The organism is Stenotrophomonas sp. GD03794 (assembly GCF_029842145.1).
Classification (GTDB): Bacteria; Pseudomonadota; Gammaproteobacteria; order Xanthomonadales; family Xanthomonadaceae; genus Stenotrophomonas; species Stenotrophomonas riyadhensis.
This window is the reverse complement of sequence record NZ_JAOCFV010000029.1, coordinates 16741-33455: the sequence shown is the minus strand read 5'-3', so window position 1 is coordinate 33455 and position 16715 is coordinate 16741. Positions and strand designations below refer to the sequence as shown.

General features: G+C 66.9%; 11 protein-coding genes. 9 read left to right on the top strand and 2 right to left on the bottom strand.

What is annotated here, in order from left to right; all coding sequences use genetic code 11:
* Window positions 1-30: 30 nt before the first annotated feature.
* Window positions 31-1212, top strand: a complete 1182-nt coding sequence (gene pncB / locus N5D91_RS15365; protein ID WP_110711016.1) for a nicotinate phosphoribosyltransferase — start codon at window positions 31-33, stop codon at window positions 1210-1212.
* A 16-nt stretch (window positions 1213-1228) separates the two neighbouring features.
* On the opposite strand, the gene N5D91_RS15360 is transcribed toward pncB, so the two are convergent.
* Window positions 1229-1594: a hypothetical protein gene (locus tag N5D91_RS15360; RefSeq protein ID WP_014645902.1), complete on the bottom strand. Its 366-nt coding sequence runs from the start codon at window positions 1592-1594 to the stop codon at window positions 1229-1231.
* 459 nt (window positions 1595-2053) lie between these two features.
* Here N5D91_RS15360 and N5D91_RS15355 point away from each other — a divergent pair, with 459 nt between their 5' ends.
* From N5D91_RS15355 to N5D91_RS15320, 8 genes are all read left to right on the top strand, one after another.
* Window positions 2054-2593: a fimbrial protein gene (locus tag N5D91_RS15355; RefSeq protein WP_094000459.1), complete on the top strand. Its 540-nt coding sequence runs from the start codon at window positions 2054-2056 to the stop codon at window positions 2591-2593.
* An 85-nt stretch (window positions 2594-2678) separates the two neighbouring features.
* Window positions 2679-3407, top strand: coding sequence for a fimbria/pilus periplasmic chaperone (locus tag N5D91_RS15350; RefSeq protein ID WP_153856271.1), 729 nt, complete (start codon window positions 2679-2681; stop codon window positions 3405-3407).
* Between the two features lie 92 nt (window positions 3408-3499).
* On the top strand, window positions 3500-6064 hold the full coding sequence (locus tag N5D91_RS15345; protein ID WP_164162128.1) for a fimbria/pilus outer membrane usher protein: 2565 nt from the start codon (window positions 3500-3502) through the stop codon (window positions 6062-6064).
* Window positions 6055-7092, top strand: coding sequence for a fimbrial protein (locus N5D91_RS15340; protein ID WP_110711019.1), 1038 nt, complete (start codon window positions 6055-6057; stop codon window positions 7090-7092). The genes N5D91_RS15345 and N5D91_RS15340 overlap by 10 nt, the downstream gene beginning before the upstream one ends.
* A 266-nt stretch (window positions 7093-7358) precedes the next feature.
* Window positions 7359-8543 carry a UDP-N-acetylglucosamine 2-epimerase (non-hydrolyzing) gene (gene wecB / locus N5D91_RS15335; RefSeq protein ID WP_180855260.1) on the top strand — a complete coding sequence of 395 codons (1185 nt, stop codon included), beginning with the start codon at window positions 7359-7361 and terminating at the stop codon, window positions 8541-8543.
* Entirely contained in the window at window positions 8540-10741 is a 2202-nt protein-coding gene (locus N5D91_RS15330; protein ID WP_180855258.1) for a hypothetical protein, read from the top strand. The genes wecB and N5D91_RS15330 overlap by 4 nt, the downstream gene beginning before the upstream one ends.
* A 6-nt stretch (window positions 10742-10747) precedes the next feature.
* Window positions 10748-12895: a glycosyl transferase family protein gene (locus tag N5D91_RS15325; protein ID WP_180855256.1), complete on the top strand. Its 2148-nt coding sequence runs from the start codon at window positions 10748-10750 to the stop codon at window positions 12893-12895.
* Window positions 12892-15726 (top strand): hypothetical protein, encoded by a 2835-nt coding sequence (locus tag N5D91_RS15320; RefSeq protein WP_180855254.1) that lies wholly within the window; start codon window positions 12892-12894, stop codon window positions 15724-15726. The genes N5D91_RS15325 and N5D91_RS15320 overlap by 4 nt, the downstream gene beginning before the upstream one ends.
* On the opposite strand, the gene N5D91_RS15315 is transcribed toward N5D91_RS15320, so the two are convergent.
* The gene (locus N5D91_RS15315; RefSeq protein WP_110711024.1) at window positions 15720-16685 is read right to left on the bottom strand and encodes a DUF4434 domain-containing protein; all 966 of its coding nucleotides are present in this window, start codon (window positions 16683-16685) and stop codon (window positions 15720-15722) included. The genes N5D91_RS15320 and N5D91_RS15315 overlap by 7 nt on opposite strands.
* Window positions 16686-16715 lie beyond the last annotated feature (30 nt).

The following is a 16715-nucleotide window of genomic DNA, read 5'->3' as shown; positions in this document are numbered from 1 at the left end:
GTTCACTCCGCCGGGCGCATAATCCGCCCCATGCCTATCATCCAGTCCCTGCTCGACACCGATCTGTACAAGTTCACCATGATGCAGGCGGTGCTCCACCAGCACCCCGGCGCCCAGGTGCAGTACCGGTTCAAGTGCCGCACCCCCGGCATCGACCTGGCCCGCTACATCGACCAGATCGACGAAGAGATCGACCACCTGTGCAGCCTGCGCTTCAGTGATGCGGAGCTGGATTACATGCGTGGCCTGCGCTTCGTGAAGCCGGACTTCGCCGATTTCCTCGGCCTGTTCCACCTCGACCGCAAGTACATCCAGCTGCGCGCGTCGAAGACCGTGCCCGGCGAGATCGAACTGGACATCACCGGTCCGTGGCTGCACACCATCCTGTTCGAAGTGCCGCTGCTGGCGATCATCAACGAAGTCTGGTTCCGCAACACCACCACGGCCGATTTCGCCGAGGGCGAGCGCCGCCTGCAGGCCAAGGCCGCGCTGCTGCGCGATACCCCCGGCTTCGAGCAATGCCGCATCGCCGACTATGGCAGCCGTCGACGCTACTCGCGTGACTGGCACGCCCGCCTGCTGCCGCTGCTGCGCGATGCGCTCGGCCCGCAGCTGGTCGGTACCAGCAACGTGCACTTCGCCCGCCTGTACGGCATGACCCCGCACGGCACCATGGCCCATGAGTACCTGCAGGCGTTCCAGGCACTGGGCCCGCGCCTGCGTGATTCGCAGGTGGCGGCACTGGAGTCGTGGGCGCGCGAGTATCGCGGCGATCTGGGCATCGCGCTGTCCGACGTGGTCGGCCTGGATGCGTTCCTGCGCGACTTCGACATGTACTTCTGCAAGCTGTTCGACGGCGTGCGCCATGATTCCGGCGATCCGTTCGACTGGGGTGACCGCATGCTTGCGCACTTCCAGCAGCGCCGCGTCGATCCGCGCAGCAAGGTGCTGGTGTTCAGCGACGGGCTCGACATCGCCAAGGTGATGCGCCTGTACGACTACTTCAGGGGGCGCTGCCAGGTCGCGTTCGGCGTCGGCACCCACCTGACCAATGATCTGGGCCCGACGCCGCTCAACATCGTCATCAAGATGGTCCGCTGCAACGGCCAGCCGGTGGCCAAGCTCAGCGATTCGCCGGGCAAGAGCATGTGCGACGATCCCGGCTATCTGGCCTATCTGCGCCAGGTGTTCGAGTTGCCGCAGCCGGAGTAATACCGGCCGGCAGGGCTTACAGGTAGTCGACCACGACCAGGTAAGCACCCTGCAGCGGCTGCTGCTTCGAAGCCTGCACGCTGTAGCGCTCGGAGAAGGCGATATCGCCGGCGCGCATCGCGCTGGCCGACACCGACAGCTTCTGGCCCTGACGCTTGCCATCGCGCAGCGTCGCGGCCTGGCCATCGGCCAGTGCCGTCACGGCCACCGTCGAGCCCTTGGCCGACGGCGGGCAGGCCGCCAGGCTCAGCTCACCCTGGGACAGGTTCGTCGTGCAGCCCGGCTCGGCGATACGGCCGCTGAAACGGATGCTGCCGCTGCTGGCCTGGGCCAGTGCACTGACGGACATCAGGGCCACACACAGCAGAATGGAATTCCTCATGACACGTTCTCTGGTTCGGTGTGTCCTAGTTAGCGACAGGTTCGATCCGTCTTTAATAGGACAAATCCGAATCTGCTAGGGCCATCACCAAGAAAGAGTGATGCGCATCAAATAAGGCGATTTCCACCTGAAAAAGGCCTGTTTTCGCGCATGCCGAACGCGCCGCTCAACCCGTCATCCAGGGCCGTTCGCGACCTGATCGCGTCGCCGTCAAATCCTCCATGCCCGTCGGGATCCCATTCTGCCTACCACGTCACATTTAATGCGTCAATGAATTGGCGTTCAGAAAAATAATGAGACTTTCATCACAGTTGTGCCTATACTTGCGTCACGGATTCAGGGGAAGGTATGTCCGAGTCCGGCCACAGGTGAGACGCAAGGATGGGTCTTGATAGCCCGGCAGTGCTCCTTGCTTCCTCCTCTACTTCTCATCTCTTCAGTAGGGTTAGGTAAAAGCGAATGCACAAGATCAATCTCATTGCCGCTCTGATGCTGGCCGCCGCTCCGCTGGCCGCCAACGCCGCCGACGGCACCATCACCTTCAATGGCAAGGTCACCGACAAGACCTGCACCATCTCGACCCCGGGCGGCAAGGACTTCGCCGTCAACCTGCCGACCGTGTCCAAGAACACTCTGGCCACCGCCGGTGCCGTTGCGGGCCGTACCCCGTTCGCCATCAACCTGACCAAGTGCAGCGCCGGCAACGTCGCGACCTACTTCGAGCCGGGTTCGACCGTCGACTTCAACAGCGGCCGCCTGGTCAACCAGTCCTCGGCCAACGCTGCCACCAACGTGCAGCTGCAGCTGCTGGGTTCGAACAACCAGTTCCTGCCGATCAAGGCTGCCGGCGCTGGCCTGGCCCAGACCAACTCGCAGTGGGTCACCGTCGGCACCGACGGCTCGGCCGATCTGAACTACTACGCTGAGTACTACGCCACTGCCGCCGCCACCCCGGGCGACGTCACCAGCAGCGTCAAGTACACGATCATCTACAACTGATCGTAGCCGTACCCGCACTGGCCGGCGTACGCGCCGGCCAGTGCTCCGCGGCCTCTGGCCACACCCCTCGAGCGTAGTACTTCCGATGAAAGCAATCTTTCCCCGGGCGCTGCTGCTGGCAGCGTTCACGCTGCCCTTCTGCCAGAACGCTCTGGCCGGCGTGGTGGTCAACGGCACGCGAGTGATCTATCCGGCGCAGGCGCGCGAAGTCACCGTGCAGGTCGACAACGTGGGCGAATCGCCGGCGCTGGTGCAGGCCTGGATCGACAGCGGCGACGCCAACCAGACCGCTGATACCAGCGATGCCCCGTTCGTACTGACGCCGCCCATCGCGCGCGTCGAGCCGGGCCGCAGCCAGGCGTTGCGCCTGATCTTCTCCGGCGCGCAGCTGCCGACCGACCGCGAGTCGGTGTTCTGGCTGAACGTGCTGGACGTGCCGCCGTCGCCCGACAACGCCGACAGCGGTGACCAGAATTACCTGCAGGTCGCGTTCCGTTCGCGGCTGAAGCTTTTCTACCGGCCGCAGGGCCTGAAGGGCGTCGCCAACGACGCGCCGGCAGCGCTGCGCTGGACCCGCACTGGCGACCGCCTGCGGGTGGAAAACCCGAGCCCCTTCCACGTCACGCTGGCTGAAGTGCATGCCGTGACCGGCAGCAGCGAGAAGACCGTCGAAGACAAGGGCGCGATGGTCGCGCCGAAGCAGAGCCTGGAGTTCACCGCACCGGCGGGCTCCGACCAGGTGCGCTTCATCACCATCAACGATTACGGCGGTCGGGTGGAACACAAGGTCCGCCTCGGCAGCACCGGGGGCTGAACGCGCCGCGCGGGACTTGGGCCTGCGCATCCCGCCACCGCCGCCGTGCGGCGAATTGAAGGAATGTCAGTGTGATCGGAAACAGATTGACATTGTCGATCCATCAGGCGATCTGCCTGCTGGTTGCTGGCGTGGCCTGCCCAGGATGGGCGCTGGCTGCCCCGGCCAATCTCGGCGAACAGGCGCTGATGGCGCAGAGCGGTGCGGCCAATGCGCGTGCACCCGAGTCGGCCCAGTTCAACTCCAGCTTCCTGTCCGGCCAGGCCAAGCAGGTCGATCTGGCGTCCTTCACCAATGGCAACCCGATGGTGGCCGGCACCTACCGCGTCGACGTCTACGTCAACGGTGGCTGGCAGGGCCGCCGCGACCTGCAGTTCAAGGCCGATGAGCAGGGCCGTGTCGACGCCTGCCTGCCGTTGCCGATGCTGGAAGAAATGGGCGTGGACAGCGAGGCCGTGCTGCTGCAGCAGGATCCGTCCGTGCCGACCGACAAGACCAGCTGCGTGCCGGTGCAGCGGCGCATGGCCAATGCCTACGGCATCTATGACAGCGGCAACCTGCGTTACGACCTTAGCATCCCGCAGGTGTTCCTGCGTCGTGAAGCGCGTGGCTACGTCAATCCTTCGCTGTGGGACCGCGGCATCAATGCCGGCTTCGTCGGCTACAGCTTCAACGCCATCGACAGCGACAGCCGCGTCGAGGGTGGCCAGCGCAACCGCAGTGCCTACCTCGGCCTCAACGCCGGCCTGAACCTGGGGGGCTGGCAGTTCCGCCACGATTCCAACCTGACCTGGTCCGAAGGCAACGGCCGCCACTGGCAGAGCATCGCCACTTACGCACAGCGCGGCATCCCGCAGGTGCGCGGCATGCTCACCATCGGTGAGGCCTACACCACCGGCGAACTGTTCGATTCGATCGGTTACCGCGGCGCCAGCCTGGCCAGCGATGACCGCATGCTGCCCGATTCGCTGCGCGGCTACGCGCCGGTCGTGCGCGGCATTGCCGAAACCAACGCACGCGTTGAAGTGCGCCAGAACCAGCAGCTGATCTATTCCTCCACCGTGTCGCCGGGCAGCTTCGTCATCGACGACCTGTACCCGACCGGCTACGGCGGCGACCTGGAAGTGAGCGTGATCGAGGCCGATGGCCGCCGCCGCGAATTCAAGGTGCCGTTCGGTTCGGTGCCGCAGATGCTGCGCGAAGGCGTGTCGCGCTACGCGCTGACCGCCGGCCAGGTGCGCAACAAGCTGCTGGCCGATGAGCCGTGGCTGGTGCAGGGCACCTACCAGCGCGGTATCGGCAACCAGCTGACCCTGTACGGCGGCACGGCGCTGAGCGATGGCTACCTGTCGCTGCTGTACGGTGTCGGCCTGTCCACGCCGGTCGGCGCCTTCGCCGCCGACGTCACTCATGCACGCACCTCGTTCGACCACTATGGCGACCACACCGGTGCCAGCGTGCGCTTGAGCTACAGCAACATGATCGGCGAGACCGGGACCAACCTGACCCTGGCCGCCTACCGTTATTCGACCGAGGGCTTCTACAGCCTGCAGGACGCGCTGTATGGCCGTGATTCGGACAAGCGCGGCATCGATCCGACCACCCGTGGCCGTCAGCGCAGCCAGTTCCAGGTAACGCTGAACCAGCCGCTGGGCCGTCGCGGCGGCGCGCTGTACGTGACCGGCTCGGTGCGTGACTTCTACGACCGTTCCGGCACCTCCAAGCAGTACCAGGTGGGCTACAACAATGCCTGGCGTTCGGTGAACTACGGCTTCTCGGCGCTGCGCACCGAAGAGGGCGTGCTTGGCCGCTCCGACACCCAGTACCTGCTGTCGATGAGCGTGCCGCTGGGCCGTGGCACCCACCCGGTGTCGTTCAGCGCCGATCTCGGCGTGCGCGACCGCGGTGGCTACGACAACAGCCGCGTCGGCATCACCGGTTCGACCGGCGTCGACAACAACTTCAGCTACGGCGTGGCCCTGTCCGATTCCCGCGAGGGTGGCACCACCGCTGTCGGCAATGCCGAGTACCGCAGCCGCTACTCCGCGTTGAACGCCACCTACAGCCATTCGCGTGATTTCCGCCAGGCCTCGGTCGGTGCCAACGGCAGCGTGGTCGTGCATCCGGGCGGCTTCACGTTCACCCCGCAGCGTGGCGATACCATGGTGCTGGTCGAAGCACCGGGTGCGCGCGATGCGATCGTCAGCAACGCCCCGGGCCTGCGCGTCGATGGCCGTGGCTACGCCGTGGTGCCGTACGTGTCGCCGTACCGCCTCAACACCGTCACCCTCGACCCGCAGGGCATGGCCCACGACGTCGAACTGGAAAGCACCAGCCAGTCGGTCGCGCCGTTCGCCGGTGCGATCAGCTACCTGCGCTTCGATACCCGCAAGGGCAACGCGCTGCTGATCCAGGTCCGCAACCCCGATGGCCGCACCATGCCGTTCGGTGCACAGGTCAAGGACGAGCAGGGCCAGCCGGTGGGCATGGTCAGCCAGGGTGGCCGCCTGTACGTGCGCAGTGACAAGAACCAGGGCAGCCTGCTGGTGGAGTGGGGCGCCGGCGCCGACCAGCGCTGCACCGTCGATTACCAGGTACCGGCAGGCGCCGATGCGTCCAAGACCGGCTTCATCCCGCTGGAGGCAGCATGCCGATGATTTCTTCCCGTGGCCGCAAGGCACTCGCCGGCCTCGCATTGTTGGGCGGTGTGTTGCTGGCACAGCAGGCCAGTGCGGCCTGCCGCATCCAGATCAACGGTTTCGTTGCGCAGGACGTCACCATGGACATGGGGCAGATCGTGATCCTGCCCAGCACGCCGGTCGGTGGCGTGATCAAGGAAATCAGCGAATCGATCAACCAGCGTGACCGGGTTGCCAGCTGTGACTACTGGTCCGGAGGCCGTTCGATCGGTGAGTACGTCAACGCTGCGCAGAAGCGCCCGGTGCCGGGCTTCTCGGATACGTATGAAACCGATGTTCCTGGCGTGGGCATCAAACTGTTCCGTGATTCGGGTTCGATCCAGGTCTATTACCCGCATCAGCTCACTTTCGGCGGCAATTCGACGGTTACGTTGATCGGCGGTCGCTTCCGCATTCAGCTGATCAAGACTGCCGCTCAGACCGGTTCCGGCGTGATCGCGCCGAATGGCCGCTTCACCACGTATTACTTCGACGGTGATGGCCCCGGGCGTCCCGTGCTGACCTCGACCTTCAAGGGCTCGGGCACCACCGTGGTCAGCCCGACCTGCGAAGTGCAGGCCGGCAGCCGCAACATTGCCGTCGATTTCGGCAGCGTGGCCAACACCACCTTCACCGGTGTCGGCTCCAAGGCCGTTGATCGTGACTTCGAGATCCGCCTGAACTGCCAGGGCAGCAATGTCGCGGCCTACCAGAGCAAGATCGGCATCCGCCTCGATGCCGACCAGGACAGCTCGAACATGCCGGGCGTACTGAAGCTCAGTGCGGCCAGCAACAGCGCCACCCGCATCGGCATCCAGATGGTCCAGCGCGATGGCAGCACCGAGCGCGAAGTGCGCTTCGGCCAGACCATCAACGTCGGCACCACCGCGCCGGGTACCAGCGTGATGGCACTGCCGCTGCGTGCACGCTATGTGCAGACCCAGGCCGGCACCGTCGGCGCCGGTGTCGCGAACGGCCAGGCCACGTTCACCATCCAGTACGAGTAAGGCGGCCGCAGGCCGCGCCACTGCTGCGTTCCACCGCAACGTCGTCCGTTCCACGGGCGGCGTTGACTGCGTCTTGATCCTGCAACGATGAAGATCGATGCCACGACGCGCATACAGTCGACTTAATGTGATGTATGTCGCGAATTTGGAGTTTCCTCATGAGATGACCGTCTCCTGCCTGCGGGTATTGGACGGGATCATCGAAAGGATCCAGACGTGGCTACAGCTGCCTGCCCCTCGTCGCACCGGCCTTCCGGAGCGCTGCCATGAAGGTCCTGTCGGTGTTCGGCACGCGGCCGGAAGCGATCAAGATGGGGCCGCTGGTACGGGCCCTGGCGGGGGCTGCGGACATCGAATCGGTGGTCTGCATCACCGGCCAGCACCGGGCGATGCTGGACCAGGTGATGTCGCTGTTCGAGATCACTGCCGACCATGACCTGGATGTCATGGTGCCCAACCAGACCCTCAATGGGCTGTGCGCGAAGCTGTTCGAGCGGCTTGACGCGCTCTACACGCAGGTGCGCCCGGACCGGGTGCTGGTGCATGGCGATACCACCACGGCGATGACTGCGGCGCTGGCCGCGTTCCATCACCGCATCCCGATCGGCCACGTCGAGGCCGGCCTGCGCACCGGCGACATCAACCGGCCCTGGCCGGAGGAAATGAACCGGCGGGTGATCGATGTGGTCGGCCACCAGCTGTATGCGCCCACCCCCAGCTCGCGCGCCAACCTGGCCCGGGAGCATCTGGGCGGGCAGATCCTGGTCACCGGCAACACCGTCATCGATGCCCTGCAGCAGACCGTAGAGCGCCTGGATGCCGATCCGGCACTGCGAGCCCATGCCGATCAGCCCTTCCACATGCTTGACCCCGGCCGTCGGCTGCTGCTGGTCACCGGCCATCGCCGCGAGAGTTTCGGCCAGGGCTTCGAGGACATCTGCCGCGCGCTGGCCGAACTGGCGCGGCGGCCGGACCTGCAGGTGCTGTACCCGGTGCACCTCAACCCGAACGTGCAGGGCCCGGTCAACGCCCACCTCGGCCACCTCGACAACGTGCACCTGGTGCCACCGCAGGATTACCTGCGCTTCGTGCGCCTGATGCAGCGTGCGGACGTCATCCTCACCGACTCCGGGGGAGTGCAGGAAGAAGCGCCCGCGCTGGCCAGACCCGTTCTGGTGATGCGCGACGTCACCGAGCGCCCGGAGGCGGTCGAGGCCGGTGTGGTGACGCTGGTCGGTACCACGCCCTCGCGCATCGTCGAGGGGGTCAATGCGGCACTGGCCCAGCCACCGCAGCCGACCCGCTTCGATCCTGATGCCAGTCCCTACGGGGACGGCCGCGCCAGCGCCCGCATCGTCGCTGCCCTGCGCGGCACGCCGCTTCCCGAATTCTCGCCCGGTCTCCGCAGCGGCGGTGCCGCCCACCCCCATCCGCATGAAGTGACGCCATGACCCAGACCGGCCGCTCTCCCCTGTTTGTTTCCGCCGCCGCGTTCGTCCTGTCGGGCGTGGTTGGCACTGCCCATGCCGCCGACAACGTCGCCGGCCAGTTCGCCGAATGGAGCGGCGACAGCACGGTGAACCGGCAGATGACCCTGCGCGAACTTGGTTTCCGCCAACCGCTGGTGCTGAGCGGGCAGGAGAGCCAGCGCGAGCTCTACCTGCCGGTGCCGGCCGGCGTCGCCACCCGCGATGCGCAGCTGCAGCTGGATGGGCGTTACGTGCGCGGTCACGCCGGGCGCACCTCGGGCCTGTGGTCGGTCGATGGCGATCCGATCGCCGCGCGCTCGATCACCGACGCGCAGGGCGACGCCAGCCAGCTGCTGGCCATCGATGGCGAACCCCGGCAGAACGGTTTCGTGCGGGTCGGCGTCGGCTGGTGGTCGATCGTGTCCGACTACCAGTGTGCCGACCAGAGCGCACCGGCCAACGTGCTGCGGCTGTCGCCGGACTCGCGCTTCAGCTACCGCTTCGATGGGCGTGCCGTGGATACCGTGGCCAAGGCCTGGGGCGCGCTGCCACCGCAGGTGCGGCTGCTGGTGGATGGCAAGGCGCTGCAGGCGCCGGCCTACGACGCCGCCTGGCGCATCGGTACCGCGTTGCAGGTCGGCGGCAAGCAGGTGCAGGTGGTGGCGCTGCCCAAGGTCGGTGACAGCGTCGACCTGACCGGCATCAGCATCCCGGCCAGCCTGCAGGGCGTGCCGGCCTATGCCGCGCTGGTTGCCGGCGAGCGTACGCATGCGATCAAGGACCTGGCCGAAGTGGGGGCGCTGCTGTCGTTGCGTGACAGTGGGCCCTTGGCCGCTGACGTGATGATCGGCAGCGATGCGTTGCGGACCGGCGCACGCGCGGCACTGGACGCGCTGGCCGTACAGGTTGCCGCTACGGGTGCCGATGCGGGCACGGCCTTCAGTGCCTGGCGCAGTGCCGACATGGCTGGGCTGGAAAAGCCCGCGGCCAACGCCTCGGTCAGCGTGGTCGCTGTTGCCGGGCGCCCGACGCTGGTGGTCGACCCGGCGGCGGCAGGCAAGGTCGCCGGGTTGTTCGCAGAACAATGGCGCAGCTACGCGCTGGGCCGCAGCCTGCAGGTCAGCCAAGCGGGAACGCCGAAGCTCGACGGTGACCAGGTGCTGTTGAGCCGGCTCGGCAACATCGCCGGTACGATGGATGTCGTCACCCGTGCCGACCGCAGCGCGAGTTTCGACCTCGGCGCGCTGTCGGCCGATGGGCGCCTGCCCGAGGAAGTGGTGATCGATGTCTCGGCGGCACCCAACGCCGCCGGACAGGGTGCGGTGGCGACGATCTACTTCAACGATTACCTGCTGGGTGGCAAGGTGCTGTCGGCCAACGGCCAGCCGCAACGGCTGGTGGCCAAGGTGCCGGCCTACGCCCTGTCGGCGCGCAACGAGATCCGCGTCAGCTTCCTGCGCCAGCCGGCACGCCCCTATTGCCACGATCCGGCCACCGGCTACCCGGTCTCAATCCTGCCCAGCAGCCACCTGACCCTGGCCAAGCGTTCGCTGGGCAGTGACTTCGTCGGTGCCAGCAGCCAGCTGTCGCGCGGCAACCAGGTGTTCGTGCCCGGCACCTGGCTGCAGGACGCGCCGACCTCACTGGGCAAGGTCATCGCCGTGGCCAGTGCAGTGAGCGCGTCGCCGGAGGCATCGGAACTGAAGGTGGTCGATGCCGGTGCCGCGGTCAGCCCGGGCGCGCCGTGGCTGGCGTTCGGTGTGGCGCCATCGGGTGTCGATGCGGCCGGTCTGAAGGATGGGCACTTGCTGATCGGCGGGAAGCCGCAGCCGCTGCTGGATGTCAGCGGGCTGGATCGTGCTGCCGTGGTGCAGGTGGGGTCGTCCGGCGGCCAGCTGGGCGTGCTCTACAGCGACCTCGGTGCGCAGGCACCGTCGTTCGGCGCGCCGTTCCGGCTGCTGCGCGGCGATCTCGCCGTGCTCGACGGCAGTGATGCCGTGCGCGAATTCGATCGCCAGGATCCCTATGGCACGCGTATCGCGCAGGACGGCAATCCGCAATCGAAGTGGGAACGGCACATGGTCTGGTTGCTGCTGCTGGTCGGCGTGATCGTGTTCGCGCTGCTGGCCGCCCGCGTCACCCAGGTGCGCCGTCGCAAGTCCGCCAACGCAGGGCACTGATCCGCCGTGGACGGTCTGTTCTGGAACATCCAGCTGGCCAACTACTACGCCGTCCTGGAAACCACGGCGGCGGCGGTGGCCGTGCTGATCCTGATCTCCAGCCTCGATGACCTGTTCATCGATGTCTGGTACTGGGTGCGCGAGAGCTGGCGCGCACTCACGATCAAGCGCCGCGATGCCTACCGGCCGCTGACCCAGGACGACCTGCTGCAGCGGCCGGAACAGCCGCTGGCGATCATGGTGCCGGCGTGGATGGAGTACGACGTCATCGCGCAGATGGTGGAGAACATGATCAACGTGCTCGACTACCGTGAGTACGTGGTGTTCGTCGGCACCTATCCCAACGATCAGCAGACCATCGACGAAGTGGAGCGCATGCGCCGCCGCTACAAGCGCCTGCGCCGCGTGGAAGTGCCGCACGACGGGCCGACCAGCAAGGCCGACTGCCTGAACTGGCTGATCCTGGCCATCTTCGATTACGAGAAGCGCCACGACATCGAGTTCGCCGGGGTGATCCTGCATGACAGTGAAGACGTGCTGCACCCGATGGAACTGCGCTTCTACAACTACCTGCTGCCGCGCAAGGACATGATCCAGTTGCCGGTCACCTCGCTGGACCGCGAGTGGTACGAACTGGTGGCCGGCGTCTACATGGACGAGTTCGCCGAATGGCATGCCAAGGATCTGGTGGTGCGCGAAAGTGTTTCCGGCATGGTGCCGTCGGCCGGTGTCGGTACCTGCTTCTCGCGGCGCGCGCTGCTGGCGCTGAGCGCGCAGACCGACAACCAGCCCTTCAACACCGACAGCCTCACCGAGGACTACGACGTCGGTGCGCGGCTGGCGGCGATGGGGATGCAGTCGATCTTCGCCCGCTTCCCGGTGCAGTTCCGCGTGCGTCGCCCGTCCTGGTTCGGCTGGGGCCCGGTACGCGAGCGCACCCAGCAGATGGCGCTGTGCGTGCGCGAGTACTTCCCCGACAACTTCCGCGCATCGTACCGGCAGAAGGCGCGGTGGGTGCTGGGCATCGGCCTGCAGAGCTGGGAGTCGCTGGGCTGGCGCGGCTCGCTGGCCACCAAGTACCTGCTGGCGCGCGACCGCAAGGGCATCATCACCTCGTTCGTCAGCATCATCGCCTACCTCATCTTCCTGCAGCTGCTGCTGTTCTGGCTGTTGAAGATGACCGGGCTGTGGACGATGCAGTTTCCCAGCTTGTTCCAGGCCGGTACCTGGCAGATGAACGTGGCGCTGCTGACCACGGCGGCGCTGGCCACCCGCGTCGTGCAGCGCTTCTACTTCGTCAACCGGCTGTATGGCTGGGAGCATGCGCTGATGTCGATCCCGCGCATGGTGGTCGGAAACATGATCAATTTCATGGCCACCGCACGCGCGTGGAAGGTGTTCCTGGCCTACCTGCTGTTCGGCAAGCGCATGGTCTGGGACAAGACCATGCACGACTTCCCGGATGCGGCGCAGCTGGTGCAGACCCGCAAGCAGCTCGGTGAGCTGTTGACCACCTGGCAGGCGGTGGAACCCGAACGCCTGCAGCAGGCGCTGGATCAGCAGCAGGCAGGCCGCCAGCAGCCGTTGGGCCGCATCCTGCTCACCCAGGGCTGGCTGGATGATGAAACGCTGGCCGAGGCGATCGCCTTCCAGGGCGACCTGCCACGCGCGGTGATCGACGTGGATTACCTGCGTGCCTGCCAGTTCCCGGTCAGTGCCGATGCCTGCGTGCAATGGCGGATGCTGCCGCTGCCGCCGCGTCAGCAAGGTACCCTGCGGCTGGCCGTCGCCAGCCCATTGCCCGAAGAGGCGTTGGCACTGCTGAAGCAGGAAACCCGCAGCGAGCACGTTGAACAGAGCATCGCCCGCGAAAGCGAAATCAACGCGGGCCTGCGCCTGATCGGCGGCGACCGGCAGTGGCACCTGGACAACGTGCCCTTGCTGGGTGACCTGCTGGTGGAGATGCGCCTGATCGATCACGCGCGCTTCGAGATCGCACTGGATGACTACATGCCGCAGCGCGACGGCCGCATCGGCGATTACCTGGTCAAGCAGGGCATCACCACCGAGGAGGCCGTGGCCCAGGCCATGCAGGAACAGCGCCGGCGTGCGGCCACGCTGCAGTCACCGCCTCCCGGAGCCTTGCCGGCATGAAGACCACGCTGCTGTCCACCGTCATTGCCGTGGCGTTGGCCACGGCCAGCGTATCGGTACAGGCCCAGGCCGATGCGCAGCTGCCATTGTCTGGAGCTGCCTACCGTATCGCCGAACAGGCGTTTGCCGCCTATGAGCGTGGTGACTACCGAGCGGCGTACCAGCAGTCCACTGAAGCGATCCGGCTGCGCCCGGACGTGGTGCGGCTGCGCCTGCTGCAGATCTATGCGCTGCAGAAACTCGGGCGTGGTGCAGAAGCGCAGCAGCAGGCGCGGCGTGCGCTGGACGCGGGGATGAAAGATCCGGCCTTGCCGGCGCTGGCGGCTGCCACCGCTGCACGTGGCGCGGCGACTGGCGGCAAAGGTGCGCGCACGACATCCCCGTCGCGTCCGGTCGGCAGTGCCGCAGACCGCAGCAGGCAGCAGGCCTACGCGCTGGCCACCGAGGCATACGCGGCCTATGACGCCGGGCGGATGGGAGAGGCGGCCGGCAAGGCCGAACAGGCCTTCCGGCAGCAGCCGACGCAGGGTGCCTGGGCGTTGCTGTGGGTGGCGGCGCTGGAGGCACAACAGCAGCCCGAACAGGCCGACGCCGCCATCAGCACCGCGCTGCGGTTGGGCGCACCGAATGTCGAGGCGCTACGCGCGCGGCGCGTGGCACTGGACCGCCAACGCGCCCTGCTGCAGGCCCAGCAGGCCTATCAATCGCTGTCCGCAGGCGAGGATGCCGCCGCCATTGAGCAGGCCCACGCTGCCGTGGACCTGGCCCCCGACGTGGCTTCATACCGGTTGCTGCTGATCACCGCGCAGCTGCAGGGCGATCAGCTGGCCGACGCTGAGCACAGTGCTGATCAGGCATTGCAGGTAGATGCCAACGACCTCAATGCACGGGTCATGCGCGGTTACCTGCGCCAGCGCCAGGGCAATACCGCGCTCGCCAATGAGGACTTCGACACCGCACTCGCCGCGCCGGGGTCAACAACGCAGCAACGCAACGTGCGCCTGCTGGCGGTGGATGCGGCGCTGGCCAGTGCCGACCGCACGCGCGCCGCGGCGCTGCTGGCACCCTTGCAGTCGGCATTGCCGACGGATGCGGGCGATACACGCGCGCAGCAGCTGCTGCAGCAGGGCATCGAGCAACGCGCCCGGGCGATCCGCTCCAGTCGCGCGCTTCCCCGCATCAGCGCCCAGACCTACCCGGCACCGTTCCAGCACTGCCAGTCTGGCGACACAGGCAATGTCTGCGAGCTGATGCCGGCCGACCTGCAGGGGGATGGCGGTGCCGCACAGCGCGCCTACGCTGCCTATGCGCGGCGGGACTACGCTGACGCCATCGATGAGGCACGGCAGGCCGTGCAGCACGCACCGGACGACGCGAACCTGCAAGGCCTGCTGACCACCACGCTGGCAGCGGGCAACCGTGCCCAACAGGACGAAGCGCGGCGGCGGCTGGATACGGCGCTGGCACAGCACCCTGATGACGCAGGAGCACTGATGCAGCGCGGCTACCTCAACCAGAAGGCGCACGAACCTGCGCAGGCACTGGCCGACTTCCGTGCCGCCGAGGCCACCGGCAAGGCACCGAAAAGCGTGGTGCTGGACCAGGCGTACGCGAGTGCGGCCAACGGCGATCATCCACAGGCGGTGACGCTGCTGCGTAGCGCCATTGATCGCGCCGATGCCGGTGAGCTGGCACTGGATGAGCACCAGCGCTACAACGTGCGCAATGCCATCGCCAATTACTCGCGCGAGTGGGGCGTGATCGCTTCGGCGGGTTTCCGTGGCGCGCGCCAGGCCGCAACCAATGTCGGCGGTGCGGCGATCAGCACGCCGGGCGATTCGGTGTTCAGCACGCTGGAGGCGTTCTGGCGGCCACCAGCGTTCAATGACCAGCATGGCACGCTGGAGCTCTACGCACGCCTGCTCAATACGCTGTACGACGAAGGCGGCACCTATGAATCGATCCGTGCGGTGGATCCGTGCACCGGCGAATCAACGCCGGATGCGCGTGCACGCGCCGAGCGCCTCAGTCATTCGCGCTCCACCACCGGCTGGCCGTCCACCATCGCCTCGTTCGGCCTGCGCTACGCATTTGGCCAGACCGGTCTGAGCGCCGGCATCGAGCGCCGCCAGTTCCTGGGCAGCGCAACCCGCCAGGGTGAGGTCTACCCCGCATCGGCGGCCGTGCAGTGCCGCCTGCAGCTGGGACTGAACCGGCCACTGGAAGCCAGCACGCTGGCGCGCTACCGCTTGGCCAGCGGTTCCGGCGGCTGGATGTCCTACCTGACCTACGGCTATTACCACGGCACCGATCTGCGCACCGATGTGAACCAGTGGTGGATGGTCAGTGGCTACGCGCAGGGGGGATATACCTGGGACGACAACGGTGCCACCTTCACCCTCGACGCGCTCGATGCCAACGGTACGCCGGTGCGGCGGATCGGCGATGCCAACGGGCGCCTGCATCGCGAACAGTGGTTCGCTGCCGGTGAACTGCGTGCCGGGCGAAGCTTCCGCTTCGGTGCAGGGCAGACCCACTGGGTGGTCACGCCGTATGTGGTGGTGGGAGCGGACTGGCTCGACCAGCGCTCGCGCGTGCGCGACATCCGCTATCCGCTGTTCCCGGCGCAGTCGTTCGCGCTCAACGATACGCAGCGCAGCTGGTCACTTGGCGCAGGACCGGGCGTGGGCGTGCGCTACTGGTTCCGCGAGGACCACTACAACACGCCGCGCTCCTACCTGGACCTGACCGTGCAGTACCGCTTCGCGATCGGCGGCGGTGATACGCAGCGCGCCAAGGGCCTGTTCGCCACCGCCATCCTCTACTACTGAGGCAGGCCCCAACGTCGTCGCAGCGCTGCGGCCTGCGGTGTGTCCTGGGTCAGCCATGGCTCCAATGCATAGACCAGCACGTGCTGTGCGCCGCTGTCGCGTGCCCATGCCAACTGCCGCTGGATGCGTGCGGCATCGGCCGTTTCGCCCTTGAATCCGCTGCCGTCGGCGGGGCCGCCGGGCAGTTCGCGGAACAACTCAACGATCGCATCGAAGCCGATGCTGTGCGCGTGGAAATGATCGAGCAGCGGTTGCAACTGCTGCACGTTGCCAGCGCCGGCCACCCCCACGCCGTCCTGCACCATCGGTCGCACGGCCGCGTGCGCGAGTAGCGCCTGCCACAGCGTGACCAGGTTGCCATCGGTCTGCAGGCGGCTGAAGTAGCAGGACATCGCGCAGTCGCCGCCGCGTGCGCTGGCGGCCTGCACCAGCCCCTGCAGCCACTGCGCCAGCCATTGCTGGCGGGCCGGATCGGCCCAGTGGTACTGCTCCAGTTCGTAAGGCAGGTACCAGCCCCCGAAGGCCGGCTGCTGCGCCCAGGGCGCCTGTGCCAACCAGCGACGTGCATGCGCCAGGCTGTCGGCCAGGAACGCCTGCAGCGTGGCGTCGTCTGCGCCGATGGCCTGCCACCAGCGTTGCTGGAAGGGCAGGCCGACACGGATGCGGATATCGTTCTCGCTGGCCGCGGTGAACAGCTGCTGCAGGCTGCCGTCGGGCAGTGACCAGTCGCCGTCGCTGCCACCGACGATGCCGGTCCACTGCAGCACCAGCTGCCGGCAGCCCAGCGTACGTGCAAGCTTCAAGGATCGCTGCCAGTCGGCCAGGCCCCATTGCAGGTGGCTGCGCCACGGCTGCAGGAAGGTGCCATCGACCTGCACCGGCAGCGAGCAGCCGGGCAGGGTAGCGAGCGTACCGGCCAACGGCGCCAGAACCGCCGCGCGCAGCAATCGACGGCGCAACGGCGAAGACGGATCCGTGGGAAGGACAGG

Excerpts from the sequence above, each read along its gene's own strand:
- N5D91_RS15330 (WP_180855258.1), top strand. The coding sequence starts at position 8,540 with ATGACCCAGACCGGCCGCTCTCCCCTGTTTGTTTCCGCCGCCGCGTTC.
- N5D91_RS15350 (WP_153856271.1), top strand. The coding sequence starts at position 2,679 with ATGAAAGCAATCTTTCCCCGGGCGCTGCTGCTGGCAGCGTTCACGCTG.
- wecB (WP_180855260.1), top strand. The coding sequence starts at position 7,359 with ATGAAGGTCCTGTCGGTGTTCGGCACGCGGCCGGAAGCGATCAAGATG.
- pncB (WP_110711016.1), top strand. The coding sequence starts at position 31 with ATGCCTATCATCCAGTCCCTGCTCGACACCGATCTGTACAAGTTCACC.
- N5D91_RS15320 (WP_180855254.1), top strand. The coding sequence starts at position 12,892 with ATGAAGACCACGCTGCTGTCCACCGTCATTGCCGTGGCGTTGGCCACG.
- N5D91_RS15360 (WP_014645902.1), bottom strand. The coding sequence starts at position 1,594 with ATGAGGAATTCCATTCTGCTGTGTGTGGCCCTGATGTCCGTCAGTGCA.
- N5D91_RS15355 (WP_094000459.1), top strand. The coding sequence starts at position 2,054 with ATGCACAAGATCAATCTCATTGCCGCTCTGATGCTGGCCGCCGCTCCG.
- N5D91_RS15340 (WP_110711019.1), top strand. The coding sequence starts at position 6,055 with ATGCCGATGATTTCTTCCCGTGGCCGCAAGGCACTCGCCGGCCTCGCA.